Annotated in this window: 30 protein-coding genes, 1 tRNA gene and 1 pseudogene; 15 read left to right on the top strand and 17 right to left on the bottom strand. The window is 60.6% G+C overall.

The annotated features are described in order from the left end of the window. Positions 1-134: 134 nt before the first annotated feature. The 5 genes from LB552_RS02000 to LB552_RS01980 form a co-directional block, all read right to left on the bottom strand. Positions 135-860, bottom strand: coding sequence for a hypothetical protein (locus tag LB552_RS02000; protein WP_224601542.1), 726 nt, complete (start codon positions 858-860; stop codon positions 135-137). A 76-nt stretch (positions 861-936) separates the two neighbouring features. Next, on the bottom strand, positions 937-1230 hold the full coding sequence (locus LB552_RS01995; protein WP_224601540.1) for a hypothetical protein: 294 nt from the start codon (positions 1228-1230) through the stop codon (positions 937-939). Positions 1231-1454: 224 nt separating this feature from the next. Beyond that, a complete protein-coding gene (locus tag LB552_RS01990) occupies positions 1455-1661 on the bottom strand; it encodes a hypothetical protein (RefSeq protein WP_224601538.1) in 207 nt (68 codons plus the stop codon). Between the two features lie 36 nt (positions 1662-1697). Continuing rightward, positions 1698-1895, bottom strand: coding sequence for a hypothetical protein (locus tag LB552_RS01985; RefSeq protein ID WP_224601536.1), 198 nt, complete (start codon positions 1893-1895; stop codon positions 1698-1700). 11 nt (positions 1896-1906) lie between these two features. Then, positions 1907-2461, bottom strand: a complete 555-nt coding sequence (locus LB552_RS01980; RefSeq protein WP_224601534.1) for a recombinase family protein — start codon at positions 2459-2461, stop codon at positions 1907-1909. A gap of 715 nt (positions 2462-3176) precedes the next feature. Here LB552_RS01980 and LB552_RS01975 point away from each other — a divergent pair. The 3 genes from LB552_RS01975 (at position 3177) to LB552_RS01965 (ending at position 4508) form a co-directional block, all read left to right on the top strand. Beyond that, positions 3177-3410, top strand: coding sequence for a hypothetical protein (locus LB552_RS01975; RefSeq protein WP_224601532.1), 234 nt, complete (start codon positions 3177-3179; stop codon positions 3408-3410). Positions 3411-3503: 93 nt separating this feature from the next. Then, the gene (locus tag LB552_RS01970; RefSeq protein WP_224601530.1) at positions 3504-4112 is read left to right on the top strand and encodes a hypothetical protein; all 609 of its coding nucleotides are present in this window, start codon (positions 3504-3506) and stop codon (positions 4110-4112) included. A 33-nt stretch (positions 4113-4145) separates the two neighbouring features. Then, complete coding sequence (locus LB552_RS01965) at positions 4146-4508, top strand: hypothetical protein (RefSeq protein ID WP_224601528.1); 363 nt, start codon at positions 4146-4148, stop codon at positions 4506-4508. A gap of 121 nt (positions 4509-4629) precedes the next feature. On the opposite strand, the gene LB552_RS29825 is transcribed toward LB552_RS01965, so the two are convergent. After that, the gene (locus LB552_RS29825) at positions 4630-4974 is read right to left on the bottom strand and encodes a helix-turn-helix domain-containing protein (RefSeq protein WP_224601526.1); all 345 of its coding nucleotides are present in this window, start codon (positions 4972-4974) and stop codon (positions 4630-4632) included. A gap of 163 nt (positions 4975-5137) precedes the next feature. On the opposite strand from LB552_RS29825, the gene LB552_RS01955 reads away from it, so the two are divergent. The 7 genes and pseudogenes from LB552_RS01955 to LB552_RS01925 all read left to right on the top strand — a co-directional run bounded on the left by LB552_RS01955 (position 5138) and on the right by LB552_RS01925 (position 12961). Further along, positions 5138-6181, top strand: a complete 1044-nt coding sequence (locus LB552_RS01955) for a hypothetical protein (RefSeq protein WP_224601524.1) — start codon at positions 5138-5140, stop codon at positions 6179-6181. A 273-nt stretch (positions 6182-6454) separates the two neighbouring features. Continuing rightward, positions 6455-6997 (top strand): annotated as a pseudogene (locus LB552_RS01950) (DNA-3-methyladenine glycosylase I); the annotation flags it as partial. Positions 6998-7200: 203 nt separating this feature from the next. Then, the gene (locus tag LB552_RS01945) at positions 7201-8880 is read left to right on the top strand and encodes an NAD+ synthase (RefSeq protein WP_095765129.1); all 1680 of its coding nucleotides are present in this window, start codon (positions 7201-7203) and stop codon (positions 8878-8880) included. A 20-nt stretch (positions 8881-8900) separates the two neighbouring features. Further along, positions 8901-9308: a GNAT family N-acetyltransferase gene (locus LB552_RS01940; protein ID WP_224601522.1), complete on the top strand. Its 408-nt coding sequence runs from the start codon at positions 8901-8903 to the stop codon at positions 9306-9308. Positions 9309-9681: 373 nt separating this feature from the next. Continuing rightward, positions 9682-11487 (top strand): ABC transporter ATP-binding protein, encoded by a 1806-nt coding sequence (locus LB552_RS01935; RefSeq protein ID WP_224601520.1) that lies wholly within the window; start codon positions 9682-9684, stop codon positions 11485-11487. A gap of 311 nt (positions 11488-11798) precedes the next feature. After that, positions 11799-12254 carry a hypothetical protein gene (locus LB552_RS01930; protein ID WP_224601519.1) on the top strand — a complete coding sequence of 152 codons (456 nt, stop codon included), beginning with the start codon at positions 11799-11801 and terminating at the stop codon, positions 12252-12254. Continuing rightward, the gene (locus LB552_RS01925; RefSeq protein WP_224601517.1) at positions 12251-12961 is read left to right on the top strand and encodes a hypothetical protein; all 711 of its coding nucleotides are present in this window, start codon (positions 12251-12253) and stop codon (positions 12959-12961) included. The genes LB552_RS01930 and LB552_RS01925 overlap by 4 nt, the downstream gene beginning before the upstream one ends. A 5-nt stretch (positions 12962-12966) precedes the next feature. On the opposite strand, the gene LB552_RS01920 is transcribed toward LB552_RS01925, so the two are convergent. The 4 genes from LB552_RS01920 to LB552_RS01905 form a co-directional block, all read right to left on the bottom strand. Further along, positions 12967-13455, bottom strand: coding sequence for an NUDIX hydrolase (locus LB552_RS01920; protein ID WP_224601514.1), 489 nt, complete (start codon positions 13453-13455; stop codon positions 12967-12969). Between the two features lie 198 nt (positions 13456-13653). Next, a complete protein-coding gene (gene gpt / locus LB552_RS01915; protein ID WP_095765134.1) occupies positions 13654-14154 on the bottom strand; it encodes a xanthine phosphoribosyltransferase in 501 nt (166 codons plus the stop codon). Between the two features lie 264 nt (positions 14155-14418). Further along, positions 14419-15252, bottom strand: coding sequence for a universal stress protein (locus tag LB552_RS01910; protein WP_224525470.1), 834 nt, complete (start codon positions 15250-15252; stop codon positions 14419-14421). 80 nt (positions 15253-15332) lie between these two features. Continuing rightward, the gene (locus LB552_RS01905; RefSeq protein ID WP_224601513.1) at positions 15333-16073 is read right to left on the bottom strand and encodes a competence/damage-inducible protein A; all 741 of its coding nucleotides are present in this window, start codon (positions 16071-16073) and stop codon (positions 15333-15335) included. 130 nt (positions 16074-16203) lie between these two features. On the opposite strand from LB552_RS01905, the gene LB552_RS01900 reads away from it, so the two are divergent. Both LB552_RS01900 and LB552_RS01895 read left to right on the top strand, forming a co-directional pair. Continuing rightward, entirely contained in the window at positions 16204-17172 is a 969-nt protein-coding gene (locus tag LB552_RS01900; protein WP_224601511.1) for an alpha/beta fold hydrolase, read from the top strand. A 176-nt stretch (positions 17173-17348) separates the two neighbouring features. After that, positions 17349-17621: a hypothetical protein gene (locus tag LB552_RS01895; protein ID WP_224601508.1), complete on the top strand. Its 273-nt coding sequence runs from the start codon at positions 17349-17351 to the stop codon at positions 17619-17621. A 70-nt stretch (positions 17622-17691) separates the two neighbouring features. Here the strand turns inward: LB552_RS01895 and LB552_RS01890 are convergent, their stop codons facing one another. The 3 genes from LB552_RS01890 to LB552_RS01880 form a co-directional block, all read right to left on the bottom strand. Continuing rightward, a complete protein-coding gene (locus LB552_RS01890; protein ID WP_095765137.1) occupies positions 17692-17931 on the bottom strand; it encodes a DUF2188 domain-containing protein in 240 nt (79 codons plus the stop codon). Positions 17932-17956: 25 nt separating this feature from the next. Beyond that, positions 17957-18235: a DUF982 domain-containing protein gene (locus tag LB552_RS01885; protein WP_318012007.1), complete on the bottom strand. Its 279-nt coding sequence runs from the start codon at positions 18233-18235 to the stop codon at positions 17957-17959. A gap of 166 nt (positions 18236-18401) precedes the next feature. Then, complete coding sequence (locus tag LB552_RS01880) at positions 18402-19505, bottom strand: NADH:flavin oxidoreductase/NADH oxidase (protein ID WP_224601504.1); 1104 nt, start codon at positions 19503-19505, stop codon at positions 18402-18404. A 189-nt stretch (positions 19506-19694) separates the two neighbouring features. Between LB552_RS01880 and LB552_RS01875 the strand changes: the two genes are divergently transcribed. Then, positions 19695-20273 carry an NUDIX domain-containing protein gene (locus tag LB552_RS01875; protein ID WP_224601502.1) on the top strand — a complete coding sequence of 193 codons (579 nt, stop codon included), beginning with the start codon at positions 19695-19697 and terminating at the stop codon, positions 20271-20273. An 81-nt stretch (positions 20274-20354) separates the two neighbouring features. On the opposite strand, the gene LB552_RS01870 is transcribed toward LB552_RS01875, so the two are convergent. Further along, positions 20355-20440, bottom strand: a tRNA-Leu gene (locus tag LB552_RS01870). Positions 20441-20605: 165 nt separating this feature from the next. On the opposite strand from LB552_RS01870, the gene LB552_RS01865 reads away from it, so the two are divergent. Further along, positions 20606-20857: a hypothetical protein gene (locus LB552_RS01865; RefSeq protein WP_224601500.1), complete on the top strand. Its 252-nt coding sequence runs from the start codon at positions 20606-20608 to the stop codon at positions 20855-20857. A gap of 228 nt (positions 20858-21085) precedes the next feature. Here the strand turns inward: LB552_RS01865 and LB552_RS01860 are convergent, their stop codons facing one another. Further along, entirely contained in the window at positions 21086-21751 is a 666-nt protein-coding gene (locus tag LB552_RS01860) for an outer membrane protein (protein ID WP_224601498.1), read from the bottom strand. A gap of 160 nt (positions 21752-21911) precedes the next feature. Here LB552_RS01860 and ade point away from each other — a divergent pair, with 160 nt between their 5' ends. Then, positions 21912-23729, top strand: a complete 1818-nt coding sequence (gene ade, locus LB552_RS01855; protein ID WP_224601496.1) for an adenine deaminase — start codon at positions 21912-21914, stop codon at positions 23727-23729. Between the two features lie 7 nt (positions 23730-23736). Here the strand turns inward: ade and LB552_RS01850 are convergent, their stop codons facing one another. Together LB552_RS01850 and LB552_RS01845 are read right to left on the bottom strand one after the other, a co-directional pair. Next, positions 23737-24885, bottom strand: coding sequence for an alpha/beta hydrolase (locus LB552_RS01850; RefSeq protein ID WP_224601493.1), 1149 nt, complete (start codon positions 24883-24885; stop codon positions 23737-23739). 117 nt (positions 24886-25002) lie between these two features. Continuing rightward, complete coding sequence (locus tag LB552_RS01845; RefSeq protein ID WP_140840540.1) at positions 25003-26079, bottom strand: alpha/beta hydrolase; 1077 nt, start codon at positions 26077-26079, stop codon at positions 25003-25005. Positions 26080-26210 lie beyond the last annotated feature (131 nt).

The following is a 26210-nucleotide window of genomic DNA, read 5'->3' as shown; positions in this document are numbered from 1 at the left end:
TGGCTTGGGGGTGAACCATGCGAAGGCTTATTGGAGTAGGGTTCTTACTAGCGGGAGCCCGCCTGGCGCTAGCTGGAATTGGCATTCTCGGGCTGCAAATCTTATGGTTCCTGCAGGACGGACACTGGATTTCGTTATCGGTCATCGACCCGACCTGATGAAGCAATTTTTGGACCCTGCCATTTACCCTTGAGGTTTCTTCCCGGAAAGCTGGCTTGGCGTTCACAAAATCCTTGAATGGTGTTCGGTGCGTTCTGCCTTGGCGGTGTCGTTATGTCGTTTGCTGAAAGTCTCTGATCGAAGCCGACCATAATGATTGCGTCGATTGGGTAATCGTCATCGACGTTTTTCAGGGCATATCGTGCGACGGCCTCCTTTGAATTGGCTCGCTCGACCTTGCATGTGATGGGAGCGCCAAAATGGCGGTTCCCAATGCTTGTCCAGAATTCGGTCGTGGCCGCTCCGAAATGGCTCTCCTTGGGCTCAGGGATGGCCAGCAGGCAGTGATAATGCAGAAAAGTGCCATCTATGCCGTTCTTCTTGATTGTCTCACAGACGCCTAGCGCTGGCAGCTTTCCCTTTGATCCAAATTTCCTACGCATCGCTGAGAAATAGGCTCTGACCAATCGGTCTCCGGTCGGACGATCCCTCTCGAAAAGGACGAATGGTTTCGGTGGCGGTGTGGTATCTTTGCCCCTTTGGTACAGCCGCCGGTAGGCGGCCTCCGGATCGTTTGCTGCCACGAATGAGATCGTGACGAACTGGGTCATATCGTGCTTTTGCACCTCGGTTAGGATGAGGTCCTTAGCAACGCCCGTTCCCGCCTTGGCCAAATGGTCTTCGAAGATTTTTTGGATCATTGAGCTGGCGTTGCCGGGAGCAGATTCCTTTGCAAGTGCGGCAAGGCGACTGTGGGTGGAAGAGGCAGGGGGGACGTTAATCATCTTGGCGAGAGGATTTGGTCGCTTGCAATTCTGTAGTAATAATCGTTATATTTTTCGCTAGCGTATTGAGTTCCCTAGCGGCAGTTTCGAATCTTATCCAGTAACAGCTTCGATTATTTCGGTCTATGATAGCTTCCATTTGAAATTGGCATGCTTTAACCAGCTGATCTATGTAATACTCGTCGCCGCCAATTCCAAATGCGCTTTTGGCAATTTCTAATCGGTTTCCTTCGTCTCTAAGTTTGAGGCCGCCTAAACTACCTTTATTGTCTTCTTGGATTTTCATTAATTTCTTTCTTTAGATAAGATAACAGAGTTGGTGCGGTCAGTCCGCTTTTTCGCCTAAATCATTGTAACGATGCTTGGCATCGGTGTGAAATATGCCTTATCACGGCGCCACTTGCTGATGGAGTCTTTTCATAGGACTGGTTTTACACAAAAGTATGTAGGCCGCCGTGTAGGTTGATCTAGATCACGAATTGTTACAACATGATATGTTTCGTGTGAAGGTTATTTGGCCGTTTCGGCTAGAGCTGCGTAATTACAACCCTCTTGTGGCTTGAGCGGTAGCGTCGGTGCAGGCTCCTGTGCAGCAAGCCAATTGTCGAGCGGGTCCATCAGATAGGTAAATGGTGGAAGCTTTCCGGCGTCCTCCAATCCAGCAATGGTGTAGGTCGGAATCTTGCGCCGCTTCGCTTTTGTCGATTTGCTGTTCATGGGGGAGTAAACTTCCAAGGTCAGGTTTGCGGTCCTTCACAGCCTTATGTCGAAGCTGCGTTGCAGTGCGTCCAAATCGGCTTTGTGCTCACGCCAATGCGTGGCGAAGTTTGCCGGGCCGACTTCCCGTAGGAGGCGATCAATTTCGATGCGGGCGACAGGCGACAGCTCTTTGATCCACCATTGAGCTTCTGACGGTAGCTGGTCCGACAGTTCTTCGATTGCCGTCTTCACTGCGAGCGCCCCTACGCTGCATCCGCCAGAATGCGATAGACAGAGGAACGCCCAATTCCGAGTTCCTTAGCGATATCGGCGGGTTTCTTTCCGGCGCCGTGCATCGACACAACCGACGACGTTTTGCGTCTGGCAGTTGGCTGACGCCCAGTGAACTTTTTCTCGGCCTTCGCCTTAGCGATGCCCTCCCGCTGCCGTGCCAGCATGATCTCACGCTCGAACTGGGCGATCGACCCGACAAGATTCATGAGCAGTCGGCCGGTGGGCGATGTCGTATCAATCGACATGTCGAGTATCTTCAACCCGACCTTCTTTGCGGCCAACCGGGCTTCGATATTGTGAACGTCGCCGACAGAGCGGGCGAGCCGATCAAGTCGGGTAACCACTAACGTGTCCCCTTCTCGAACAAACTCGATGGCTCTTTCAAGTTCCGGGCGCTTTGAATTAACGGAAGAAACTTGCTCGCTGAAAACCTTCTCGCACCCCTGTGATTTCAGGTCCCGGAGTTGCGCTTCATAGCCGGCCTGTTGCTCAATGGTGCTGGTTCTGGCGTAGCCTACAAACATGCGTCATCCTTCCCAATAAGCTCTAAGACATTGTGGGACACAATTCCTAAAATGTCAATGGAACTCTTGTGGGACGCCTCCTGTGAGATACAGTCCGTCCCATAAGAGCAGGGTCTACTGGTACGGGAAGGGCAGAGGGCAGAGCTGTGAGTCCAGCGACTTTTTTGGAACTTGCCTTAGCGGCCGGGGTAGCGCTGGTGGCCGTAATCATTCTGCTACAGGTGCTGGAAGCGAAGGTTGAAGCAAGGGTCAAGCGTCGTCCGGAAACCTTTTCGCAACTTCAAGATTGTTCCGCTTGCCTTTCCGGGGTCCATATCCGCCAAAGAGCACCTTCTCGGACTCCCGACTTCGGACCATATAGGGTCCAGGTCGATTTGCTCGACGACGAACAAAAAAAGCTTATAGAGCAACAGGTCAATTTTCTTAAGGCCAATAGCTTCGTGGAAGCGTTGCACCAAATCTTAGATAAATGGGTCCATTCTCACAGTTCGCTCCAGCTTCCCGACGGGAGGCGCTACATGGAATTTGCAACTGAGTCATCTCGGCCAAATTTCGGCGGGAAGTTCTTTTACGAAAGACATGGGTGGCCGACAAGGCCAGGCAATCACAAGAAGATGTCATAAAGTTTGGCGAGAAACTTTACTTCCTTGAAATGACAAGCGGATTCGAGGAAAGCCCAAGCTTTAGGGTATTGGGCATGTGCTGCGACGGGTAAGTGGCCTTTCTCGCTCATTATTACGACGAAATAGGAGATAGAACCGAAAAATACACCCAGATTCGAGTATCAAAATTGACAGAGGACTTAATTTTGTCGTTCAAAAGGCTGGCTGCGCTAACTGAATTCGCAGAGTCGGTAGCAAAAGCAAAATCAGCTAAGCAGTACAAGCGCAAACGTAAGTTAGAACTGGAAATCAAGAAAAAGGAACAACTGGCAGCGTTTCAACGGTGACTGGTCTGAATGCCGACTGGATGCAGCGCTATTCCTGTTGGTCGATTTAGAGAGCGCTAATGTTTCGGGACATAGCGAGAACAGGAAGGCTATATGGACCCCGTGACTGAAATCGAACTCAGGGCCATTCATGCGTTCGTTTCGGCCCGCATTCCTTATACGTCCCGAGTCGCCCGGCTTATGCGGACCACCACGGAGGCATTTCACTTCTCTGGAAAGTATTATGCGAGCACGCTCGCAAAGGGGATCAACCTGACCATAAGTCGCCGTGCAGCAGAGTTGATGGCTGTCTCCAACAGGGCAGAATTCAGCAAGGGGACCATCTTGGAGCACATGCTCCCGCTGAAAGCGATGTATGCCGAGATGCTTACGTTTGGTAATCAGGTGAGCTTTGAGCAGATTGTGTCATACTTCGCCGACACACTCCAGAAGTGCCCATTGGTTACGGTGACTAGGGAGGAGGACCGCCGGCTTCGCAACGACTTGCCGCATGCTGAGCGTTACCCTGCCGCCGGCATCGAAATCGGAACTGTGGACGCAATGACGTTTGGTTCGATGCCGAAGTGGACTCCCTTGAAAAGGCGGGGGCAGATTATGCCTGACAATCCCGGGGTTGAGGGCGATGCCGATTTGCACCCTGAGGAGCACGTAGCTCGAAGAGGGCATTTGAGTTGGGGTGCTGGAGACCTCGAATTCGACTAGCTTGAATAGCTGCCAACCACGGGAGGACAGAGGATGGGGCAAATCTCGGAAGCGCACTATGCTAAGATGAAAACGAAGTTTCGCTTAGACGTGGCCCGCTTCCTTGCCGAAGTGGCAACGGGAAAGGGGACAATCACCTATGGTGAACTTTCTAGAAGGTTCGGCGTGGCTACTAGGGGCTGGGGCGACATTCTCGGCGGCATAGCGATTTGGTGTTATGAAGCGGGGCATCCATTGCTTCCTGTGATTGTCGTGAAGGCCTCCACCAGGATGCCATCCGAAGCGGCCGTTCTGTACTCCGATCTCGGCTTGCGGTCTAACGCCCTGATTCTCCAGGAGCAGCAGAAATGCTTTCTAGCCGATTGGGGAGCAACGTCCATCAGGCCGGCTTTCTAAATTCGTCGATACTGGCCGAGCGATAAGCAGCAGGCGATCAGCCCCCAAGCTCATCCGGCGATGTCCCTCGGTTGGTACGTTCCCACGGGAAGTTCGTCTAACCGGAATCGGCGGCTTCTCTTTATGACGCCGATTGGCTTCTTTTCGCTAAAGCCTTTAGCTGCTCAATAGCGACCTTCAAATCGGTGTCAGAGAGCCCCGAGAGTATCAGGCCGGCCTGAACCTCAAGCATAGCTCGCTGCTCGGACTGAGCCAGATCGCCCTCCTGAAAGAAAACCCTCACGGGGACATCCAGAGCCCTGCCAAGGCGCACAAGGGTTTCAAAATTTGGCCAATATACCCCTCGCTCCCATTGAGAGACGGCGTCTACTGACCTGTCCGTTCGGAGCGCCAAATCCTCTTGCGTAAGCTGACGCAAGCTTCGGAGTTCCCTCAGAATCGTGCCGAAATTTTTGGTCGCTGACATAAGGCAGCATTGCGCTGTCAGCTTCGGGCGGTGAACCGAACAAGCTCGGTCGAAAGCCCATAAAAACCGTAGGATATTACGGGTTTACGTTGAGCTATCGCCCGCTGCAGGCTATTGAATGTTGGGGCAAGGGTATTGCCTTTATGGCATCAAAGGGGCGGCCATGGTCAACGTCGTTAGGTGGGTCTTCCTATCGCTATGTCTGGTTGGCGGTGTAGTCGAGGCAAGGCCCGAAAGTCTAAACACTTGGAGCGTGCAGAGGAATGGCCGTACGTGCTCAATACTCTATGCAGCCGAGAATCGAAATTTTGCGATTACCAATGATGAAGGAAATTACGTCGTAAAAATCGGCTTTGGAGATCGAAAGGGAATCTCTAGAAAAGGCAACAGGGTTGATATTGTTCTTGGATCAAAATTTTATCAGCCATATAACTTGATATCGGGCAACTTTGCAGTCTCAGGCGATGGGGGTAGCTTCCTCACAAGGCTCACGCCAGAAGAATGGACAAAGGTACTCGATAAGCTTTACGTTGGGAATGACGTAACTGTCATTATTAAGGGTTATAAGCCATGGAATTTCAGTCTTTCTGGGTTTCTCGACAGCTATCGTGAGTTTTATAAATGTTTTGATCAGAAGAAAGGCGACGCTGTTTCTGGCGTAGACTCCGGAGCCTCCAAGCCGCCGTCTCGTGTTAACCTTCTGGGACCAGAACAGGAACCTAAGTTCGTAAACATCAATGCCCAATTCAGAGAGAAATATAAGACGGAGAGCAACGACCTTCTCAAATCCACAATGTTCGAAAAAAGGCGTGGCGAACTTACAGGTTTTGGAAAAGGCTCGGTAGCGCACTGGACCGGAACAGTGTCCGAAGTGAAGGCGGTTGGGCTTGGTCCATACTGGGCTTCTTTGACGGTCGATGTAGGAAGTGGAGTTAAAATAGGATCAGGTGGGTTGCTTGACAGCCCGAAGGCTACATTTGCGGCACCGGATACGCTGGAAGCTGTTCCGGTGGATGTCAGCTTGATCAGCCCCAAGTCAACTCTGTATGAAACTCTTCTGGAACTGAAAATTGGCCAAACAATAGAGTTCTCGGGAAACTTTTATCCGTCAGAAGCCGGCGGTATTTTAGATATGAACTTGCTAGAGGAAAATTCGATACTTACGCCGTTCTATAGGTTTAAGTTTGAGACGATTACGCCGAAATAGCCGGCGTCGGTTCCCTTTGTCTGCGAGGGCGGCCCCGTTTTTTGCCTGTCATTGCTGATGGGCGCAATAGTAGGCAGCATTCGGAAGGTCGCTGATGGACCGAACGCATGACTGGTATGGGCTGAAATAGATGTACATGCCCATTGCAACGACAATGGCAGCACCCACGGTCAAAGCCGCTCTGATGGTATCGTTCATCCGAAATCCCTCTGCGTGCGGCACCATGAAAGCCACAGAAATCCTTATTTTCCATGATGTTCAATTGACTGTTGACGGGTCATCGAGCAGAAATGGCCAGGTTTCGAGGAAGCGTTCCTCGGCTTCGAGCCGAAGCGGCTTCTGTTCCAGCCGGACGACTTCTGGCACGAGCTTGCATCCGACAGCCGCATCGTGCGCAATCCGCAGAAGATCAAGTCGGTGCGCGACAATGCCGCCTTCGTCGATCGCGTCTCGAAGGAGAATGGCAGCTTCGGCAAATTCATCGCCTCCTGGCCCGCGGACGACCAGGTCGGCCTGACCGCGTATCTCGCCAAGCATGGCAGCCGGCTCGGCGGCAACACCGGCCAGTATTTCTTGCGCTGGCTCGAATGGGACACGTTTGTCGTCTCTACCGACATGGCGGCGGCATTGCGCGATGCCGGCCTCGACATCGCCGAAAACCCAACCTCGAAGCGGGACCTCGACAAGATCCAGGCGCAGATCAACCAATGGTCGGCCGAGACCGGCCTGCCGCGCCGCCACATCTCGCGCATCCTGGCGATGTCGATCGGCGAGAACCGCTCGGCAGAGGCGCTGCGCGAATATATGAGCGACTAGGTAGTTGGGATCGATCGACGCCCGTCGATCGATCAGGGAGATAGTCGGCTCTGCCGGCGCCGCCTATTAGTCAGGATACGGTCCTCAATCGATCAAGGACATAATCGGCTCCGCCGATTAGTCAGGATACGATCTTCGATCGATCCCAAGTGGCACAACCAAACGCCATTGCGGGGCGATTTCAGCCACGCTAAATCCGTACCATGACCAAGACCGCTCCCGATATCCTGCGCATTGCCGTCGCCCAGCTCAACCCGACCGTCGGCGACGTCGCCGGCAATCTGGCAAAAGCGCGCGAGGCGAGGGCGGACGCAGCGCGCCAGGGCGCCGATCTGGTGCTCTACACCGAGCTCTTCCTCGCCGGCTATCCGCCGGAAGACCTGGTGCTGAAGCCTTCCTTCCTGAAGGCTTGCGAGAAGGCGGCGCAGGATCTCGCCGAGGACACGGCCGATGGCGGGCCGGGTGTCATCGTCGGCACGCCGCTGAAGCGCCGGACCGGCACGCATAACTCGATCGTCTTCGCCGACGGCGGCAAGATCATCGCCGAGCGCTACAAGCTCGACCTCCCGAATTATGGCGAATTCGACGAGAAGCGCGTCTTCCAGGCCGGGCCGGAACTGCAGGGTCCGGTCAACTTCCGCGGCGTGCGCATCGGCATTCCGATCTGCGAGGACATCTGGGGCGACATCGCCGTGTGCGAGACGCTTGCCGAAAGCGGCGCCGAGATCCTGCTGGTGCCGAACGGCTCCCCCTACTATCGCGCCAAGATCGACGTTCGCCACCAGGTCGTCATCCGCCAGGTCATCGAGACCGGCCTGCCGATGATCTATGCCAACCAGCTCGGCGGCCAGGACGAGCTGATCTTCGACGGCGCCTCGTTCGCCATCGGGGCCGACAAGACGCTGGCCTTCCAGATGAGCCAGTTCGAGGAGGCGGTCGCCGTCACCACCTGGAAAAGAAAGGGAGACAGCTGGGTCTGCTCGGAAGGCCCGATGTCGAAGATCCCCGAGCGTGAAGAGGCCGACTACCGTGCCTGCATGCTGGGTCTGCGCGACTACGTCAACAAGAACGGTTTCAAGAACGTGGTGCTCGGCCTCTCCGGCGGCATCGACTCGGCGATCTGCGCCGCTTTGGCCGTCGATGCGCTGGGCGAAGAGCGGTTGCGCACCGTCATGATGCCCTACCGCTATACGTCGAAGGATTCGCTGAAGGACGCCGAGGACTGCGCACGCGCGCTTGGCTGCCGCTATGACATCGTGCCGATCTCCGAGCCGGTCGAAGGCTTCAGGCACGCGCTGACCCAGCTCTTCGAGGGTACCCAGGAAGGTATCACCGAGGAGAACCTGCAGAGCCGCGCCCGCGGCACGATCCTGATGGCAATCTCCAACAAGTTCGGCTCGATGGTGGTCACCACCGGCAACAAGAGCGAGATGTCGGTCGGCTACGCCACGCTTTACGGCGACATGAATGGCGGCTTCAACCCGATCAAGGATCTCTACAAGATGCAGGTCTACGCGCTGTCGCGCTGGCGCAACAACCATGTGCCGCCGGGTGCGCTCGGACCGTCGGGCGAGGTAATCCCGAACAACATCATCGACAAGGCGCCGTCGGCGGAGCTGCGTGAGAACCAGACCGACCAGGATTCGCTGCCGCCCTATCCGGTGCTGGACGACATCCTGGAATGCCTGGTGGAGAACGAGATGAGCGTCGACGACATCGTCGCGCGCGGCCACGACCGGGCGACGGTGACGCGTGTCGAGCATCTGCTCTATATCGCCGAATACAAGCGCCGGCAGGCGGCGCCTGGCGTGAAGATTACCAAGAAGAATTTCGGCCGCGACCGCCGCTACCCGATCACCAACCGGTTCCGGGATCGCGGCTAGTCCGCGAGATTGCGCCGCGCATGCAGGATGTTGAAATCAGTTTCGACCTGTCGCGGATCGATTTCCGGGCGACCTCCGATCTGCTCATGCAAAGCTATTGGGGTGCATCCAGAACCGACGAAGCCAACCGCCGCGCCTTCGACAACTCGCTCTGCATTGGCGCCTATCTCGATGGCAAGCAGGTCGGATTCGCCCGCGCGATCACCGACTACACGGTCTTTGCCTATCTTGCCGACGTCATCGTCTGGCCGGAGCGTCGTGGGCATGGCATCGGCAAACGGCTTGTGCAGGCACTCTTAGATCATCCCGATATGAAGACGGTTTCTCATTGGAGCCTCACGACCAGCGACGCTCACAGCCTCTACCAGAAGTTCGGGTTCCGGGCGGAAGGGCGCTACATGCGACTGGATCGCTCACCCGCTGCCTGAGGCCTGGCCACAACCCGCCGTTGTTGCAAATTCGTCGCAGTGCTTGGACCAGATGTCGTTTTGGCGACGGGCCGACTTGGCGATCGGCTGATGCCTGCCTATAACAACCTTTCCGCGATTCCCTTCCGGGAGGACCGTATGGCAGGATTTGACATCGTTATGCGAGGCCGCGAGGCCTAGGTCGGCGCCGGCGCTCCGAGGGTTTCTCGGAGAGCCAGACGCGGACCAGGCATCTGCCGCTGCCGGTCGCCGCCTCAGGGCAGGCGGCCTACCATACTGAACCTCCCGCTTTCAGGGTCGCCGCAACGCGCGGACGCGGGTTTTCCAATTCGATTTTTACCGGGACCGGGCTTGTTTGCGCCCGGATGACATCATGGCTCGTTTCAAGATCGACCTGCGCGCAAGCGCCTTTCGCAGCGTGCTTGGCTTTACGTTCAGCCACTGGCGCCGCCAGCCATGGCGGCTTTCGCTCATCATGGGCGCCTTCCTGCTCTCGACGCTAGCCGACGTGCTGACACCCTTCTATTCCGGCCGCTTGGTCGATGCGGTCGCCAGCGGCGCCGGAACTGACGCAGTCGCCTGGAATGCGGCGATGACGGCGTTCTCGACCCTGATGGCGCTGGCGTTGGCCGGCGTCGTGCTGCGCAATGTCGCCTTCCTATGTATCGTCGAGTTGACGCTGAAGATGATGTCGGACATCGCCGCCGATGCCTTCCATCGGGTGCAGCGCTTCTCGACGGACTGGCACGCCAACAGCTTTGCCGGATCGACCGTGCGCAAGATAACGCGCGGCATGTGGGCGCTGGACCTGCTCAACGACACGATCCTGATCGCGCTGCTGCCGTCGGTCGTCATGCTCGTCGGCTCCACGCTGCTGCTCGGCTGGTTCTGGCCGTTGATGGGGGCCGTGGTGGCCGCCGGTTCGGTGCTGTTCATCGCTGTCACGGCTATGCTGTCGCTCGGCTATGTCGCGCCTGCCGCAAGGCTCGCCAACAGCTGGGACACGCGGCTGGGCGGCTCGCTGGCAGACGCGGTGAGCTGCAACGCCGTCGTCAAGGGCTTCGGCGCGGAGGCTCGCGAGGAAGCGCGGCTGGCGCGCGTCGTCGCCAAATGGCGCCTGCGCACCGGCCGTACCTGGATGCGCGGCACCACCAACGGTACCACGCAAGGAGCGCTGCTGCTGCTGATGCGGGCGGCGGTGATCGGTCTTGCCCTCATGTTGTGGGCCTGGGGCCAGGCGAGCGCCGGCGATGTCGCCTTCGTGCTGACCTCGTTCTTTGTGCTGCAGAGCTATCTGCGCGACATCGGCACGCATATCCGCAACCTGCAGCGCTCGATCAACGACATGGAGGAACTGGTCGACTTCCAGTCCGAGCCGCTCGGCATCGAGGATCGGCCCGGCGCTCGCCCGATCCGGATCAGCGACGGGCACATCGCCTTCGACAAGGTGACGTTCCACTACGGCACCCACCTTCTGCCGCTTTACCGCGATTTCTCGGTCGATATCGCGGCCGGCGAGCGCATCGGGCTGGTCGGGCATTCGGGCTCGGGCAAGACGACCTTCGTCAAGCTGATCCAGCGGCTTTATGATGTGAGTGCCGGGCGGATACTGATCGACGGGCAGGACATCTCGCAGGTCGAGCAGGCTTCGTTGCGCAGCCAGATCGCCATCGTTCAGCAGGAGCCGATCCTGTTCCACCGGTCGCTCGCCGAAAACATCGCCTATGCCAGGCCCGGCGCCAGCCAGGCCGAGATCGAGCATGCGGCCAAACTCGCGAGCGCGCATGATTTCATCACCAGCCTGCCCAAGGGCTATGGAACCCTGGTCGGCGAGCGTGGCGTGAAGTTGTCGGGCGGCGAGCGTCAACGTGTGGCGATCGCCCGCGCCTTCCTGGCCGACGCGCGCATCCTGATCCTGGACGAGGCGACATCGAGCCTTGATTCGGAATCGGAAGTGCTGATTCAGAAGGCGATGGAGCGATTGATGGTCGGGCGCACGACCCTGGTGATCGCGCACCGGCTCTCGACGGTGCGCGCGCTCGACCGGCTGCTGGTCTTCGATCGCGGGCGCATCGCCGAGGAAGGTTCGCACGACGACCTGATCCGGCTGAACGGCGGCATCTACCGGCGGCTGTTCGAGCGTCAGGCGCTCGAGCTGACCAAGGGCCTCGTCGCCTGAGGAAAGGACGGCGCCCGGCCTCCGCCGGGCGCCATCAGCCGCAACACGGTTGCAACCGCTCTCCCGTCATGCGGTTAAAGGGGTTCAATATGTTTTTCAAATTACTTTATGTAAATTGAAGTTTTTAGAAAATTCTATTTTAGATTTTAGCTATTTACGTGCTTTCAAGCAATGATTTGAGTGTATTTACAGAAAAGAAAATCAGGTGTGGCAGAAGAAGGCCTCTTGGAGATTTTCGCAGGAAGCTGACCGGATGGAGATTTCCTTTGGGAAGCACGGCCGCCCTTAGCGCTTTCGTATAGGCAATCATAATGAATCTCGTCTCCGCAAAAGCGGGTCCGGGACACGTGGTTGCGCCACTGGAATCTCAGCATGGCTCGGTTCGGCCTTTAACCGCCGAGGATCTCGAGCAGGTCGCCGCGCTGTTCCTGATGAAGTTTCGCCATCGTCGTCGCCAGCGCGATCGAGCGATCGCGCAGACGGCGGACTATATGAAGGGGCTTTACCTGGACGGGGATGAGAGCAAGGCTCTTGTCCAGGTCAACCCGCAGGGCCGCTTGGGTGGCTTCATGGGCGTTCTGAAAGCCCGCTATGAACTCAATGGAAGGGCATTGAGCGCGGCCATCATCGGTCCCTTCATGACCGACTCCCGCACCGATCACGGTTGGGCCGGCCCGCAATTGCTGCGTGCCCTGCATCAAGGCGAATTCGATCTATATCTGACCGATTCCGCCAACCGGACATCCTTGGCGTTCGCGCGTCGATGAAGTATCAGCTTCTGCCGGTGCATTGCCTGGAGTGGACCTGTATTTTCCGGCCGGGCGCCATGGCCGCCGCCGTGCTGCGCCGTAGATGGCCCGGGCTGCCTCGCCTTGCGCTCGATCCTTTCGCGGGAGCATTTGATGCGCTCGCACGAAGAAGGTTCGATCCACCGGCCAAGCATTCGTCAAGCCAACGCATCCACCGGGAGCCGATCGATGCGGCCCAATTTGCGGAGCGACTGCCTGTCCTCGTGACCGATTACTCCCTTCGGCCGAGTTGGAGGGGCGAGGAGTTGCCGCGGCTGCTCGCGCTGGCGGCCGAGAAGCGGGCCGACGGGCCACTTCATTTCGGCGGGACTTACGACGAAACGGGCGGGATGCTGGGCTGCTACGCCTTCTACGGCCAGGCCGGCGGCATCGCGAACCTATTGCAAATCCAGGCGTCCGGATCCCACTGGGGTGTGACGCTGGATGCCCTCATCGCGGCTGCGCGGGAGATGGGCTGCGTCGGCATCACCGGGCAGACGCAGAGCCGGTTCATGCCGCAACTCTTCGGCCACAAGGACGTCTTCTTCCGCTATGCCGGGGGCACGATGGTCCGCTCGCGCATCGCCGAGGTCACCGAAGCGGTCCGCTCCGGCGACATTTTCATCGGCGGATTGATGGGCGATCGTTGGACCCGGCTCAGTTCCGACGATTTTGGCCGTGCCTGAGTGGGTCAGGCGAACTTGCGCGGCGCGGCGCAGAAGCCGGCAATGATCTGGCAAAGGTCGGGTTCGTTGACCATCCGGATGGCTTCGTTCGGGCCAACCCATTTGCGCGTTCGCGCGCGCTTCTCTTTCCAGCGATCCGCCACGCGCTCGACATGCAGCGGAAAGACCAGTACCTCGCAAGGCACTTCCTCGCCGGAGGCGAGGACTTTGGCATAGAAATAACGGCCGGCTTCAACATGCGATATGGAGCCGCGCAGTCCGGCTTCCTCGCCTGCTTCGCGAGCGGCGGCTTCGCAAAGCGGTTCCCTGGCTTCGGGCCAACCCTTGGGCAGCACCCAGCGACCGGTGTCGCGGCTGGTGATCAGCATGATCTCGACGCCGTTCTCGCTCTCGCGCCAAGGCAAGGCGGCAACCTGCAGGCGACAAGGCGCAACGCCGAAGAGCCGCCGGACTCTTTCGGCCATCTGGTTGTGCGTCGTCGGCCTCGTCAACATGGTAAGAAGCTGCCCCAGCCTCCAGAATCGTTTGCCACCTTACGAATCTTACGGCGAATTATGAGCTTTAAAAGTAAAAAACTTCACTCCGTCGGAAAATCTCACCAGAAAAAGTCAATCCCGCAAAGTAGTCGTGCTCCTTGGCACGACTACACGACCCAAGTTTAAGGCAGATTCTCTGGAAAATAAGATGGCCGTTCAGCCGGCGTGATCGTCCGCGATCGGCTTCTGGTAAGTGAAGCCCATGTCCCACGGGAAGTAGATCCAGGTGTCCTGACTGACCTCAGTGACGAACGTGTCGACCAGCGGACGGCCCTTCGGCTTGGCATAGACCGTCGCGAAATGCGCCTTCGGCATCATGGCGCGCACTATGCCCGCCGTCTTGCCGGTATCGGTCAGGTCGTCGATTATCAGCACGCCGGCGCCGTCATCGGCGAGCAGCGGCGGCGAAATCTCCTTCAGGACCTGCAGCTGGCCCTGGCTGGTGTAGTCATGATAGGAGGCGACGCACACCGTCTCGATGACGCGGATGCCGAGCTCGCGCGCGATGATGGCGGCGGGCACCAGGCCGCCGCGCGTGATGCAGACGATCGCTTTCCATTGTCCCTTGTTGGCGCCGGACAGCCGCCAGGAAAGCGCGCGGGCGTCGCGGTGGAACTGGTCCCAGGAGACGGGAAAGGCTTTTTCGGGAAGGGACATGTTCGCGCACTCCGCAAGCGCGCGCCATCAGCGCGCAGAAACAATGGAATGCAGGCGGAATTAGCTGGAAAGCCTTGCTCTTGGCAAGGGACAGCGGATGGACGTCCCCGGATGATGTTTGACCCCGGCAGGTGGGACGGCCCTCGACCTGAATTTCCGACGACCTTCCGCGGGAGACGGGTGGATCTCCGTTTGGAAAGCGCGACTGAGATATCATCGCGGACGGAGAACCGTGTCACGCTTTTTCCCAGAACTGCTCCGGCGTCACCGCGACAAGAAAGCGGCTACATTCGTGCTGCGCAGTACCGTGCGGGTAACGCCGCCGAACAGGAGCTGGCGCAGCCAGGAGTGGCTGTAGGCGCCGAGCACGAGCAGATCGGTGCCGGACTCGGCCATCCTCGACTGGATGATGTCGTCGATTGCCGAGCCATCCGACTTCTGCACAGAGACGCTGACATTGGCGCCGTGGCGCGACAGGGCGGCCGCGATCTCGGCGCCGGCCGCCTCGGGGGATTCGTCCAGGCTCTCGGGCGGATCGATGACGAGAATGTCGGTCTTGTCGGCCTCGGCAATGAAGGGCAGGGCGTCGAAGGCCGCGCGGGCCGCTTCCTTGCTGCCGTTCCAGGCCAGCAACACGCGCCTGAAGGTTGTCACCAGCGGGCCGTCATGCGGCACGACCAGCACCGGCCGGCCGGCATCGTAGACCAGCGTGTCGACATCGGCGCTCGGATCGCCGCCGGTGTCACGCTGCGCGGCGATGATCAGATCGGCGGCGCGCACGCTCGATATGCCGGTCAGCGCGCTGTCGCCGGAAAAGCTCTCCAGGCTTCGCCATTCGAAGGAGAGGCCGGATTCCTCGATCCGCTTGAGGAAATAGGCCTGCAATTTGTCGGCGCGCTCCTTGTTCATCTCGGCCGAGACCTGCAGGAATTCGGTGTCGGGAAAGCCCGTGGCCGATGTGTAGGGCACGGGAAGCGCCTCGGCATGGATGCCGACGAGATGGCTCTCGAATCTTTCGGCAAGCGGAAGGGCGCAATCGAGAACGCGCTCGGCGTCCTGCTCGTTCTGCAAAATGGCCACGATCGTCTTGAAGCGCATGGCTGGTCCCTCAATTGTTTACCCCGCGCATCTGCGCGGCAAGGGAACGCCTCAGCGCATTGACTGGTTCCAGCCGCGGATCAGCCTGCCTTGGCCAAGCCCGCCACCATCTCTTCGACGTCCTTGCGCGCGGCCTCGAGCGCTTCCTCGCTGCGGGCGCGGACAACGAGCTCGGTCCAGAACTTGCCGTCGCCATATTTGGGATAGGAGCCGATGATGGTGCCTGGATGCGCCTTCTGGATCTCGGCCAACGGCCCACCGATCAGGCCCTCGCCGAAGGGGCAGTGCACCGTGGCCGACAACATTTTGGTGCCTGCCTTGAGCGTCGGCACCACATTGTCGAGCATGGCCTGGAAGATCGACGGCACGCCGGCCATGACATGGACGTTGCCGATGCGGAAGCCCGGCGCGACCGAGACGGGATTGTCGATATGCTCGGCGCCGCGCGGCATGCGCGCCATGCGCTTGCGCGCTTCGGTGAACTCGATGCCGCGCCCGGCATAGCTTGCTTCGAGCAGCGCGTAGGCCTTGGCGTCGAATTCGCAAGGCACGCCGAAGGCCTTGGCGATGGAGTCGGCGGTGATGTCGTCATGCGTCGGGCCGATGCCGCCGGTGGTAAAGACGTAGGCATAGCGGGCACGCAAGGCATTCACCGCCGCAACGATCTCGTCTTCCTCGTCGGGGACGATGCGCACTTCCTTCAGGTCGATGCCGATCGCCGTCATGATATCGGCGAGATGGCCGATGTTCTTGTCCTTGGTGCGGCCGGAGAGGATTTCGTCGCCGATGACGAGCATGGCGGCGGTGACGATTTCAGGCATGGCGGGCTCCGGCAGCAAAGGTCGCCTGAGATAACGCGGCCCGCGGCCGGCCGCAATGCGAAAGCCAGATCCGTGCTTGTGGCGGCGGCCGTTGCGGATATGGTGCGGTCGGTCGGCTTGGGATGAAAACATGCTGATGTCATTTGTCCTGTGGTTGCTCGCCGGCTTGCTCGTCGCGGCGGCGCTTGCCGTGCTCGCCGTGATAGTTGCGACCTGGTGGATTGCGGCAAAGGCCGAAAGACTGGTGCCGGCTTGCGGCAAATTCGTCGAGATCGGCGGCAACCGTATCCACTATGTGGAAGAGGGCGACGGCAGGCCGATCGTCTTTGTGCACGGGCTGGGCGCTCAACTCCACCACTTCCGCCAGACGCTGTTCGGCCGCTTCGGTCCTGGCTACCGGCTGATCGCCCTCGACCGGCCGGGCTCGGGCTATTCAGTTCGGGCAAGCGGGGCCACCGGCCGGCTGCCCGAGCAGGCTGATATCGTGCGGCGCTTCATCGAGGAATTGCGTCTGGAGCGGCCTTTGGTCGTCGGCCATTCGCTCGGCGGGGCCGTTGCGCTTGCGCTGGCGACCGGCCATCCGACAGCGATTTCCGGCATCGCGCTGCTCTCGCCGCTGACGCATCAGGAAGCGAGGGGGCGTCAGGGATTTGACCTGCTCTATGTTCCGTCACGGCTGCTGCGCCGTGTCCTGGCCTATACGGTGGCGATACCGCTCAGCCTCCGTTACGCGCAGCCGACGCTGCAGTTCATTTTCGCGCCGCAAGCGGTTCCGGCAGACTACATGATCGGCGGCGGCGGATGGCTTGGGCTGCGTCCGTCCCACTATTTCGCCACGTCCACCGATGTCGTGGCCGTGGAACGGGATCTTGGCGAAATCGAACGGTCTTACCGCGAAATTGCGATGCCGGCAGGCATTCTGTTCGGCACCGGCGACCAGGTGATCGGCGAGGCGGTCCATGGCCAACCGATGCTGGACAAGATCGACGGCCTCGACTTTGAGCGGATCGAAGGCTTGGGCCACATGCCGCAATTTACGGACCCTGAACGGGTCGTCGCCTTCGTCCAGCGTATCGCCGCGCGCGCTTTCGCGCATTGACCGCAATTGACCTTGGCGGGGGCTCGCGGCTCTTCACGCGGCGTCACGCAAATGTGTCGGACATTCTGTCCTACCCGGAATTTCCAAGGGAACCTTCGCACCCAACCCAGGGTTTCGTTGGTGTCGCCAGGGCCTTGGCGCCCGTTTTTTTGGCGATCAAGAGAATGGAGAATCCAATGATTACAAGACTCATTGCAGCTTCGGCGCTGGTGCTGGCCATGGGTGGCGCAGCCATGGCGCAGTCATCCGATGACTGGTGGTGGTGGCACCGCGATCATCGTCCCGACACGAGCCAGCAGGTAGATCCTTATACCACAGGCAGCATCAATGGCGGCTCCGGGCTGACCACCTACGGCCATACCGGTGGCATGGGGCCGTGCGCCCACAACACACCCGGTCCGGATGCCAACTCGCAACAGAACGTCAACGATAATTACTGCGGTAAGTAGTGCCGCATAGCCACCAGCGGCCGGTGCGAGGCCTTCCGGCTTCGCCGGTCGCGGGGCGGTTCCAACTCGCTTAGTCGGAGACTTCGGTTTGCGGGCGGTCGCGGCCGTCGGCGAGTTCGTCGTGCCACGTGCCTTCAGCGTCCTCATATTGGATGCCGTCGGTGGTGCCGGCAACCTGCTGCTCGGACGAGGCGATCTCGGCGGCGCGCAGCGCCTCCTGGTGCGTGCGGAAAGTCTCGGAAAATGTGGAGCCGACCTTGTAGGCCCAGCCGCCATCATGCTCGACGATCTTGTAAGTCAGCTTCGCCATGGAATCCTCCGGTTAAGAAGCGTGCTCAGTGCAGCTTTCCGTCGGGCAGCCTGTCTTCGGGAACCAGAACTTCCGATTCCCTGGCTGCCTCGACAAGGGCGCGACGCGCGTCCGCTGTCGAACCATAACCTTCCAGCGCTTTGAGGCAAGTGTCGAGAGCATAACGATGGCGATCGCCGCGATTGAGCGGCCAAACGGTCATCAGGCACTCGGCGGCCTCGCGGGTGCTGCTTATCTGGCGGTATTTGCCGACATGGCCGAGCTCGACCACCACCGGCTTTTCAAAGGGTTTGTTGTCCATCATGGCCGCCAACGTAAAGCGGCCAAATTGGTTGCAGTTGTGGCGAGGATCCTGCGCCCAAACGTCTCAGGACTGTGCCGATTTCCGGGTTTGTTGTGACGCAATTGCGGACGAAAGGCCACGGCGAAGCCGCCGCGCCTGACCGTGTCAAACTTTCCCTGGAATTGCGTTAGCCGGCGGCCTTCATCCAATGCCGCATCGTCGTCACCGAACGCGCCAGCTGCGGCGCGGGATGGATTTCCTCGCCGAAGGCGGCGGCCGCGCGCCAGCCCCAGCGCGGGTCGGCGAGGAATGCGCGCGCCAACGCCACCATGTCGGCACGGCCTTCGGCGACGATCGCCTCGGCTTGGCTCGGATCGTCGATCAGTCCCACGGCGCGCGTCGGAATGCCGGCGCCGTTGCGCACGGCCTCCGCCAGATGCACCTGGTAGCCGGGACCGGGCGGCACCTGCTGCAGGGGCGAATTGCCGCCGCTGGAGCAGCAGATATAGGCGATGCCCTCGGCCTTCAGCGCCTTGGCCACCTCGATTGCGTTCTCGATGTCGAAACCGCCTTCGACCCATTCCTTAACCGAAAGGCGCGCCCCCAGCATCATGGACGGGACGGCCTTTCTCACCGCCCTGGCGATTTCGAGAGCGAAGCGCATGCGGTTTTCCAGCGACCCGCCCCAACGGTCGGTACGCTGGTTGGAGAGCGGCGAGAGAAACTGGAAGATCAGATAGCCATGCGCGGCGTGCAGTTCGGCAAAGTCGAAGCCGGCCCGTTCGGCGCGCACGGCCGACTGCGCAAAACGTGCAATGAGCTCCAGGATCTCGTCCTCCTCCAATGCATGCGGCACGTTCCAGCCCGTGTCGTAGGCGATGGCCGAGGCAGAAACCGTCTGCCAGGGATCTTCGCCCGGCTGCAGCGGACCGCCGCCTTCCCAGGGTTTGCGGTTGGAGGCCTTGCGGCCGGCATGGGCAAGCTGGACACCGAATTTCGTGGCGGGCGCGGCGACGCGCCTGGCGGCGTCGAGCGTACGCTTCGCGGCCGCCTCGTTGTCGTCCGAATAGAGGCCGAGGCAGCCATGCGAGATGCGCCCGCGCCGCTCGACATCGGTCATCTCGACGGTCACCATGCCGGCGCCCGACATTGCCAGGTTCATCCAGTGATGGAGATGCCAATCGCTGGCTGAGCCGTCCTCGGCCGAATACTGGCACATGGGGGCAACCGCGATGCGGTTGGGGAAGGTGAGGCCGCCGAGGGTGATCGGCTGGAAAAGCGATGACGTCATGTGAAACGGGCTCCTGGAGAGATACCGCTATCTAGGCAGTCGCGACGCGACGCGCCAGACACGAGCCGGTGAGACTCCCCCGCTGGACCAATCGGTTTCGAGGCCAGTCGGATACCAGGCCAGTCGGTTTCCTGGATTGCCTGCGACACCTTTCACCGCTACGCCTTTGCGACCAGTACGGAGGTCGTCATGGAAGATCGCATTCGCATCCGTTCGCAGGAGGTCCTTTCGGACGACTGGGCGGTGCTGAAGAAGACGGTGCTCGACTATCGCCGCCGCGACGGGCGATGGGAGACGCAGATCCGCCAGACCTACGATCGCGGCGACGGCGCCGTGATCCTGCCCTTCGATCCGCAGCGCTCGACTGTCCTCCTGGTGCGTCAATTCCGCTTCCCGGCTTACGCCGTAGGCCACCACGAGCCGCTGATCGAGGCTTGCGCCGGCTTGCTCGACGAGAACGATCCCGAAACCGCCATCCGCAAGGAAGCGGAAGAGGAACTGGGTTACCACTTGAAGGACATCGAGCGGCTGTTCGCGCCGTTCATGAGCCCGGGAAGCGTGACCGAACGGCTCTGGTTCTTCACCGCGTGCTATTCGCCGGCCGACCGCATTTCCGACGGCGGTGGCGCGCCGGAGGAGGGCGAGGACATCGAGGTTCTGGAAATGCCCTTGGACGAGGCGCTGGCCGGCATCGCCGACGGCCGCATCATCGACGCCAAGACGATCATCCTGATCCAGCATTTGAAGCTCAACCCGATGAAAGGTTGAGCCGATTGCGGTTGGAGGTGGCCTGCCATCCGAAGCTCCTCCTTCGCCAAGGCTTCGGAGGACTCGTCGAAGAGCGAAGGGTGGTGCGGACGACGGGAATCGAACCCGTACGATCAGAGATCGAGGGATTTTAAGTCCCTTGCGTCTACCAATTCCGCCACGTCCGCAGGCGTGCCCTTTTCAGATGCCAGATATGAGCCGTCAAGCCATGTTTCGGATCGGCTGCGCTTTGTGCCGCCGTCCGGCCCGTTCTCAAGTGCAGCTTTAATATTAGTGATATTTAAAATGCCAACTTCTCTGAACTGATCCCATTAGCCTTTATGTGCGAGTCTATGGCCGGCTTTGATGGTGGAACCATGCGTGGGCCAGGCTGGATCAGGGGACTGCGGGAGGAGGAGGCGCAGCAGCTGCGCAGGGAGATCGGTCGGCTCGAACGAGGGCTGATCGAGGCCGCCAATTCGAAGGCCAAATGGAACCTGCACGAGGTCGCCCACACGTTGCGATGGCAAAAGGCCCGGCTGCGGCGGCTGGAGGAATGCCTCGAGGTCATGCCTGAAGGAAAGAGGGCTTCGGACCGATCCTGACCGTTCAGCCAAGCATGTCCGCTAGGCGGGACAGGGCGGTGGGAAAGTGGCGCGATCACGCTATTACGGCCTGCCCTGGGAGCGCTAATGTTTGCGCCGTGGCGGATCGATCCGCCGAGGCCGGCGTCTATCAGGCCCCTACCCATTCCCCCGCCCCCTGCGGGCGCCGGCCACCCTGAATTTTCAAGACATGCGAGGGGGGTGCGCATCGTCGCGGTGCCGCAAACCCTAGAATTTATAGCTGAAATTCACGCCCAGCGTCTGCAGCTTCACGTCCTGGTCGCGATCGGCGAAGGTGTCCGGCGCATCGAAATGCTCCTTGCCGAAATCGTAGTAGCGGTATTGTGCGCCGACGACGACATTGTTGGTCAAGGCATAGTCGACGCCGGCGCCAAGCGTCCAGCCGGTGCTGGTGTGGGTTTGGGCAAAGGCCGTGCCTGCTGCCTGCGAGGTCTCGATGCCAGCGAAAGCGACGCCGCCGATGCCGTAGATCAGCACGCGATCCGTGGCGTAGCCGGCCTTGGCATCGATCGATCCGAACCATTTGATGTCGGTGCCGAATGTGTTTGCCGGGCCGGCCTCGGCGGTGCCGTCGATCGAGGCGTAGTTAAGATCGGCCTCGGCGCCGATCACAGCCTGGTCGAACTGCCAGAGCCCCGCGACATGGCCGCCGACGAAACCGCCGTCGATGTCGGGCTTGACCGAAAACGGACCGCCATCGTTGCCGCTGATGTCGGAGCGGCCCCAGCCATAGCCGGCCTGCAGGCCGGCGTAATAGCCGGTCCAGTCGAAGCCGGCTGCGGTCATCGGCAGATCAGCCCCCAGATCCGCCGCCCAAGCGGAGCCGGACAGCAGGACAAGAAAACCGGCACTGGCAAGCGTCAGTCGACGCATCGATCGCTCCGAAATGGCGGTTTCGAACGACTCCTCGAAGCAGACTAGCCCCATTCGCCGCTAAACGGAATTGCATCTCTGCAACAGTGGTTTACGACCTGACGCTCTGGCTCCGGACGCCGACATTTGCCAAAGTGACCTACGCAGAGGACTCAAGCCCATGACGAACGCCAAGCCGACCAGCGCCGCAAAGCCAAAGCCGTGGACGGAAGTGGCGACACATCTGGTCGACGTCGCGATGGGCCGAAAGCCGGCCGATCTGGTCATCCGCAACGGTCGCTGGGTGAACGTCCATTCGGGCGAGATCATTCCCGGCACCGATATCGCGATCGCAGCCGGCCGCTTCGCCTATTGCGGGCCGAACGCCAGCCATGCCATCGGGCAGGGGACGAAGGTCGTCGATGCCGGCGGGCGCTATCTGGTGCCCGGCCTTTGCGACGCGCATATGCATGTCGAAAGCGGCATGGTGACGGTGACGGAGTTCTGCCGCGCGGTCATCCCGCACGGCACGACCTCGATGTTCATCGATCCGCACGAGATCGCCAATGTGCTTGGACTGCCGGGCGTGCGCCTGATGCATGACGAGGCGGTCGCGATGCCGATCAACGTGCATGTGCAGATGCCGTCCTGCGTGCCGTCGGCGCCGGGGCTGGAGCATGCCGGCGCCGAATTGACGGTCGCCGACGTTGCCGAGGCCATGACCTGGGAAAACATCATCGGGCTTGGCGAGGTGATGAATTTTCCCGGCGTTGCCGCAAACGATCCGGTGATGTCGGGCGAGATCGCCGAGACGGTCAAGGCCGGCAAGACGGTCGGCGGGCACTATGCATCGCCCGATCTCGGCCTACCGTTTCACGGCTACGTCGCCGGCGGGGCGGAGGATGACCATGAAGGCACGCGCGCGGAGGATGCGATCGCGCGCGTGCGCCAGGGCATGAAGGCGATGTTGAGGCTGGGCTCGGCCTGGTACGACGTGGCGGCGCAGATCAAGGCGGTGACCGAAGGCGGCATCGACCCGCGCAACTTCATCCTGTGCACCGATGACAGCCATTCCGGCACGCTTGTGCATGAAGGCCATATGGATCGCGTGGTGCGGCATGCCATCAGCCAGGGGCTGAAGCCGGTGACGGCGATCCAGATGGCGACGCTCAACACGGCGCAGCATTTCAGGCTGGAGCGCGAGATCGGCTCCATCGCGCCCGGGCGGCTGGCCGACCTCCTGATCGTTTCGGACCTTGCCCAGATGACCATAGACGAGGTCTATGCCCGCGGCGTCCGGCTGGCCAAGGCCGGCAAGCTCGAGATCGACATCCCCGCCTATGACTATCCGCAATCCGCAAGGAACACGGTCAAGCTCGGCAAGAAGCTCGCGGCGAAGGATTTTGACATTTCCGCGCCGGCGGGCGCCAACGAGGTGCGGGCGCGGGTGATCGGCGTGATCGAGAACCAGGCGCCGACGCGGGCTCTGGAAGCCGACCTGCCGGTCGAGGACGGGTTGGTCGCCATGGATCGCCGCAACGACATCTGCCAGATCGCCCTGGTCGAGCGGCATCGCGGCACGGGCGGCGTCACCAACGCCTTCGTCTCCGGCTTCGGCTATGTGAAAGACTGCGCAATGGCGTCCAGCGTCGCGCATGACGCGCACCACATCATCGTCGTCGGCACCAACAAGGAGGATATGGCCTTGGCCGTGAACCGGCTGAGCGAGGTGGGCGGCGGCGTCGTGCTTTATTCCGAGGGCAAGGAACTGGCGCTGGTCGAGATGCCGATCGCCGGCCTGATGTCGGACGAACGCGCCGAGATCGTCGCGGCCAAGGCCGATCAACTGACCGAGGCGATGCGCAAGGTCGGCTGCTCGCTCAACAACGCCTACATGCAGCACTCGCTGCTGGCGCTGGTGGTCATTCCGGAGCTGAGGATCTCGGACGTCGGCCTTGTCGACGTGACGACGTTCCAGAAGGTCGATCTTTTTATTTGAGCGTCAGCTATCCGCCGGTAGCGATGGTCAACACACGGAACGGGGTGGTGATGACGACCTCGGCGACCGAGCCGACCGCCTTGCCGAGGCCTTGGCCGATATCGTTGAGCTGCGTCGGGTCGGGCTCGTCCGACGCAAGCCCGGCCGGTGTGCGCAGCCGGTTGCCCAGCAATTGCACCAGGATCGGGTTATCGGCGAATTTGGCGTGGTTCAGGCCGTCGCCGCCCTTGGCGTGGGTCAGGTCGACGACCGTCACGCCGTAATCGGCAAGATCGGCGGCGTTGCCGTAGTCGCCGACGCGCGGCTTGTCGCCGGAAATGAAGCTCGACAGCTTCAGCGCCCGGTCGTCGCCCGAAAGCAGGATGGCGAAGGGTTTGTCCGGCTTGCCGTAGCGGATCATCTGCTTCTTGAAGACATCGACGTCGATGTCGGGCGACGCGAGGATGACGTAGCCGAGCTTGCCGCCGAGATCGCGATCGCCGGTGATGGCGAGCTGGCGCAGCGCCTCCATCGTCAGCCAGGTGCCCATCGAATGGGCGATGATGTCGATGCTCTTGACGCGTGTCTTGGCAAGCATCCGCAGCGTCGCCTCGAGATCGTCGCGCGCGGCGGTCGAACTGTCCTTGTCATAGATGTAGCCGGTCGCCTTGGCACTCGATGCCCATGAGAACAGCACCGGCGTTCCGGGATATTTGGTGTCATGCGCTATCTGCGTGACGCGGTAGATGCCGTCGTCAAAACCGTTGTTGAAGCCGTGCACGAACACCAGGGCACGGTCGCCGCGCATGGAAATGTCGGCGCCGACCGCCTTGGCGAATTGCCGCGCGTGGCCATAGTGGACGACATCGGTGGCGGTGAACTGCTTGGCCGGATTGGAGTCTGCCGAGCCCTTGGCGCGCTCGATCGCGCCGACCTGGTGGATCTTCGGCACGGTGACGTCGACGCGGGCGTAGCTGGTGGTCAGCGAACGGTCGCCGTCGAAGACCTGGCGCGGATCCTTGGTCGCCTGCTGGCGGGTGGTGGCGACGAAGATCTCATGCGTGGCGGCGATGTCGGAGGCAGGCGCTGTAACTGTTTTGCGGTTGAGAAGATCATGCGTGGGACCGGCGCAGCCGGCGAGGGCGAGCGTGAAGGCAAGGCCGACAACGATCTTCACATGCGCAATCACCCGGGGTCCCCCAAGGGCGGCAACATCTCTTGCTACTGCGATAAAGCCAGAGAGCGGCCGGGTCCAGTTCAAAGTCCCTGCGGCGCGGAACCCGCACCGATACGGTTACTGCGCAGCCAGCTGACGGATGCGGTCCGTCACATCACGATCGCTGGCAAAGCCATCGTCCTCGCGCAGCCGCTGTCCGATCATCTGCACCATCATCGGATTGTCGGCGAATTTGGTGTGATTGAAACTGTCGACGCCCTTGATCTTGGAGAGGTCGACCACCGTGACGCCATAGGAGGCGAGATCTGCGGCATCCCGATAGTCGCCGACGCGCGGCCGCGCGCCGGCGATCAGGCCGGAGAGCCGCAGCGCCCGGTCGTCGTCCGACAGGAGCAGGATGAAGGGCTTGTCCGGCTTGCCGTAGCGGCGCATCTGGCTCTTGAACACATCGACATCGATGTCGGGCGAGGCGAGCACAACGTCGCCGAGCTTGCCGCCGAGATCGCGGTCGCCGGTGATGGCAAGCTGGCGCAGCGTCTCCATCGTCACCCAGGTTCCCATCGAATGGGCGACAATGTCGATGCGCCGGGCGCCGGTCTGCGCCAGCATCCGCAGCGTCACCTCCAGCTGGTCGCGGGCGGCGGCGGCGCTTTCCTTGTCATAGACATAGTCGGTGGTCTTGGCGCCGGAGGCCCAGGAAAACAGCACCGGCGTGCCCGGATAGCCGGAATCGTGGACGATCTGGGTCAGCCGGTAGACGGCGTCGTCGAAGCCGGTGTTGTAGCCGTGGACGAAAACCATGACGCGGCCGCCGCGGGCGTCGATGTCGGTGTTGAGGGCGCTGGCGAATTTCGGCTGCGTGTCGTAGCCGACGACTTCGGAGGCCATGAAATATTTCGTCGGGTCGTTCGACTTGCCGCGCGAACGGCGCTCGATCTGGCCGGTCTGGTGAATGGGGGGAACGGTGACGTTGACACGCGCATAGTTGAGGGTCGCCGAGCGTTCGCCGTCAAAAACCTTGTTCGGGTCGTCGGAGCGCTTGCGGGTCGTGGCGATGAAGATCGAGTGGTTGCCGGCGATCTCGGTCGCCGTCGTCGGCACGACGACGCTGCCCAGGATTTCCTGCGTCTGCTGGCCCGCGCAGCCTGCTATCAGCAGGGCAAAGGCGATGATCAGAATTGTCTTCAACCGCACGTCGACACTTTCACTGGCATTCCACTCCGGCCACGATTGGCCGTCCACCTCCGCGGAAATCTCCCGGACAGCCGAAGTGCGGCTAAAGTAAGTCGTGTCCAGCGGAAATTGGCTCAGCGTCGGGCGACGGC

It is taken from the genome of Mesorhizobium sp. CA7 (genome assembly GCF_020165015.1).
Classification (GTDB): domain Bacteria; phylum Pseudomonadota; class Alphaproteobacteria; order Rhizobiales; family Rhizobiaceae; genus Mesorhizobium.
This window is presented reverse-complemented; position numbering and strand designations above follow the sequence as displayed.

Coding starts and splice junctions, on each gene's coding strand:
- LB552_RS02000 (WP_224601542.1), bottom strand. CDS start 860: ATGATCCAAAAAATCTTCGAAGACCATTTGGCCAAGGCGGGAACGGGC.
- LB552_RS01995 (WP_224601540.1), bottom strand. CDS start 1,230: ATGAAAATCCAAGAAGACAATAAAGGTAGTTTAGGCGGCCTCAAACTT.
- LB552_RS01990 (WP_224601538.1), bottom strand. CDS start 1,661: ATGAACAGCAAATCGACAAAAGCGAAGCGGCGCAAGATTCCGACCTAC.
- LB552_RS01980 (WP_224601534.1), bottom strand. CDS start 2,461: ATGTTTGTAGGCTACGCCAGAACCAGCACCATTGAGCAACAGGCCGGC.
- LB552_RS01970 (WP_224601530.1), top strand. CDS start 3,504: ATGGACCCCGTGACTGAAATCGAACTCAGGGCCATTCATGCGTTCGTT.
- LB552_RS01965 (WP_224601528.1), top strand. CDS start 4,146: ATGGGGCAAATCTCGGAAGCGCACTATGCTAAGATGAAAACGAAGTTT.
- LB552_RS29825 (WP_224601526.1), bottom strand. CDS start 4,974: ATGTCAGCGACCAAAAATTTCGGCACGATTCTGAGGGAACTCCGAAGC.
- LB552_RS01955 (WP_224601524.1), top strand. CDS start 5,138: ATGGTCAACGTCGTTAGGTGGGTCTTCCTATCGCTATGTCTGGTTGGC.
- LB552_RS01945 (WP_095765129.1), top strand. CDS start 7,201: ATGACCAAGACCGCTCCCGATATCCTGCGCATTGCCGTCGCCCAGCTC.
- LB552_RS01940 (WP_224601522.1), top strand. CDS start 8,901: ATGCAGGATGTTGAAATCAGTTTCGACCTGTCGCGGATCGATTTCCGG.
- LB552_RS01935 (WP_224601520.1), top strand. CDS start 9,682: ATGGCTCGTTTCAAGATCGACCTGCGCGCAAGCGCCTTTCGCAGCGTG.
- LB552_RS01930 (WP_224601519.1), top strand. CDS start 11,799: ATGAATCTCGTCTCCGCAAAAGCGGGTCCGGGACACGTGGTTGCGCCA.
- LB552_RS01925 (WP_224601517.1), top strand. CDS start 12,251: ATGAAGTATCAGCTTCTGCCGGTGCATTGCCTGGAGTGGACCTGTATT.
- LB552_RS01920 (WP_224601514.1), bottom strand. CDS start 13,455: ATGTTGACGAGGCCGACGACGCACAACCAGATGGCCGAAAGAGTCCGG.
- gpt (WP_095765134.1), bottom strand. CDS start 14,154: ATGTCCCTTCCCGAAAAAGCCTTTCCCGTCTCCTGGGACCAGTTCCAC.
- LB552_RS01910 (WP_224525470.1), bottom strand. CDS start 15,252: ATGCGCTTCAAGACGATCGTGGCCATTTTGCAGAACGAGCAGGACGCC.
- LB552_RS01905 (WP_224601513.1), bottom strand. CDS start 16,073: ATGCCTGAAATCGTCACCGCCGCCATGCTCGTCATCGGCGACGAAATC.
- LB552_RS01900 (WP_224601511.1), top strand. CDS start 16,204: ATGCTGATGTCATTTGTCCTGTGGTTGCTCGCCGGCTTGCTCGTCGCG.
- LB552_RS01895 (WP_224601508.1), top strand. CDS start 17,349: ATGATTACAAGACTCATTGCAGCTTCGGCGCTGGTGCTGGCCATGGGT.
- LB552_RS01890 (WP_095765137.1), bottom strand. CDS start 17,931: ATGGCGAAGCTGACTTACAAGATCGTCGAGCATGATGGCGGCTGGGCC.
- LB552_RS01885 (WP_318012007.1), bottom strand. CDS start 18,235: ATGATGGACAACAAACCCTTTGAAAAGCCGGTGGTGGTCGAGCTCGGC.
- LB552_RS01880 (WP_224601504.1), bottom strand. CDS start 19,505: ATGACGTCATCGCTTTTCCAGCCGATCACCCTCGGCGGCCTCACCTTC.
- LB552_RS01875 (WP_224601502.1), top strand. CDS start 19,695: ATGGAAGATCGCATTCGCATCCGTTCGCAGGAGGTCCTTTCGGACGAC.
- LB552_RS01865 (WP_224601500.1), top strand. CDS start 20,606: ATGGCCGGCTTTGATGGTGGAACCATGCGTGGGCCAGGCTGGATCAGG.
- LB552_RS01860 (WP_224601498.1), bottom strand. CDS start 21,751: ATGCGTCGACTGACGCTTGCCAGTGCCGGTTTTCTTGTCCTGCTGTCC.
- ade (WP_224601496.1), top strand. CDS start 21,912: ATGACGAACGCCAAGCCGACCAGCGCCGCAAAGCCAAAGCCGTGGACG.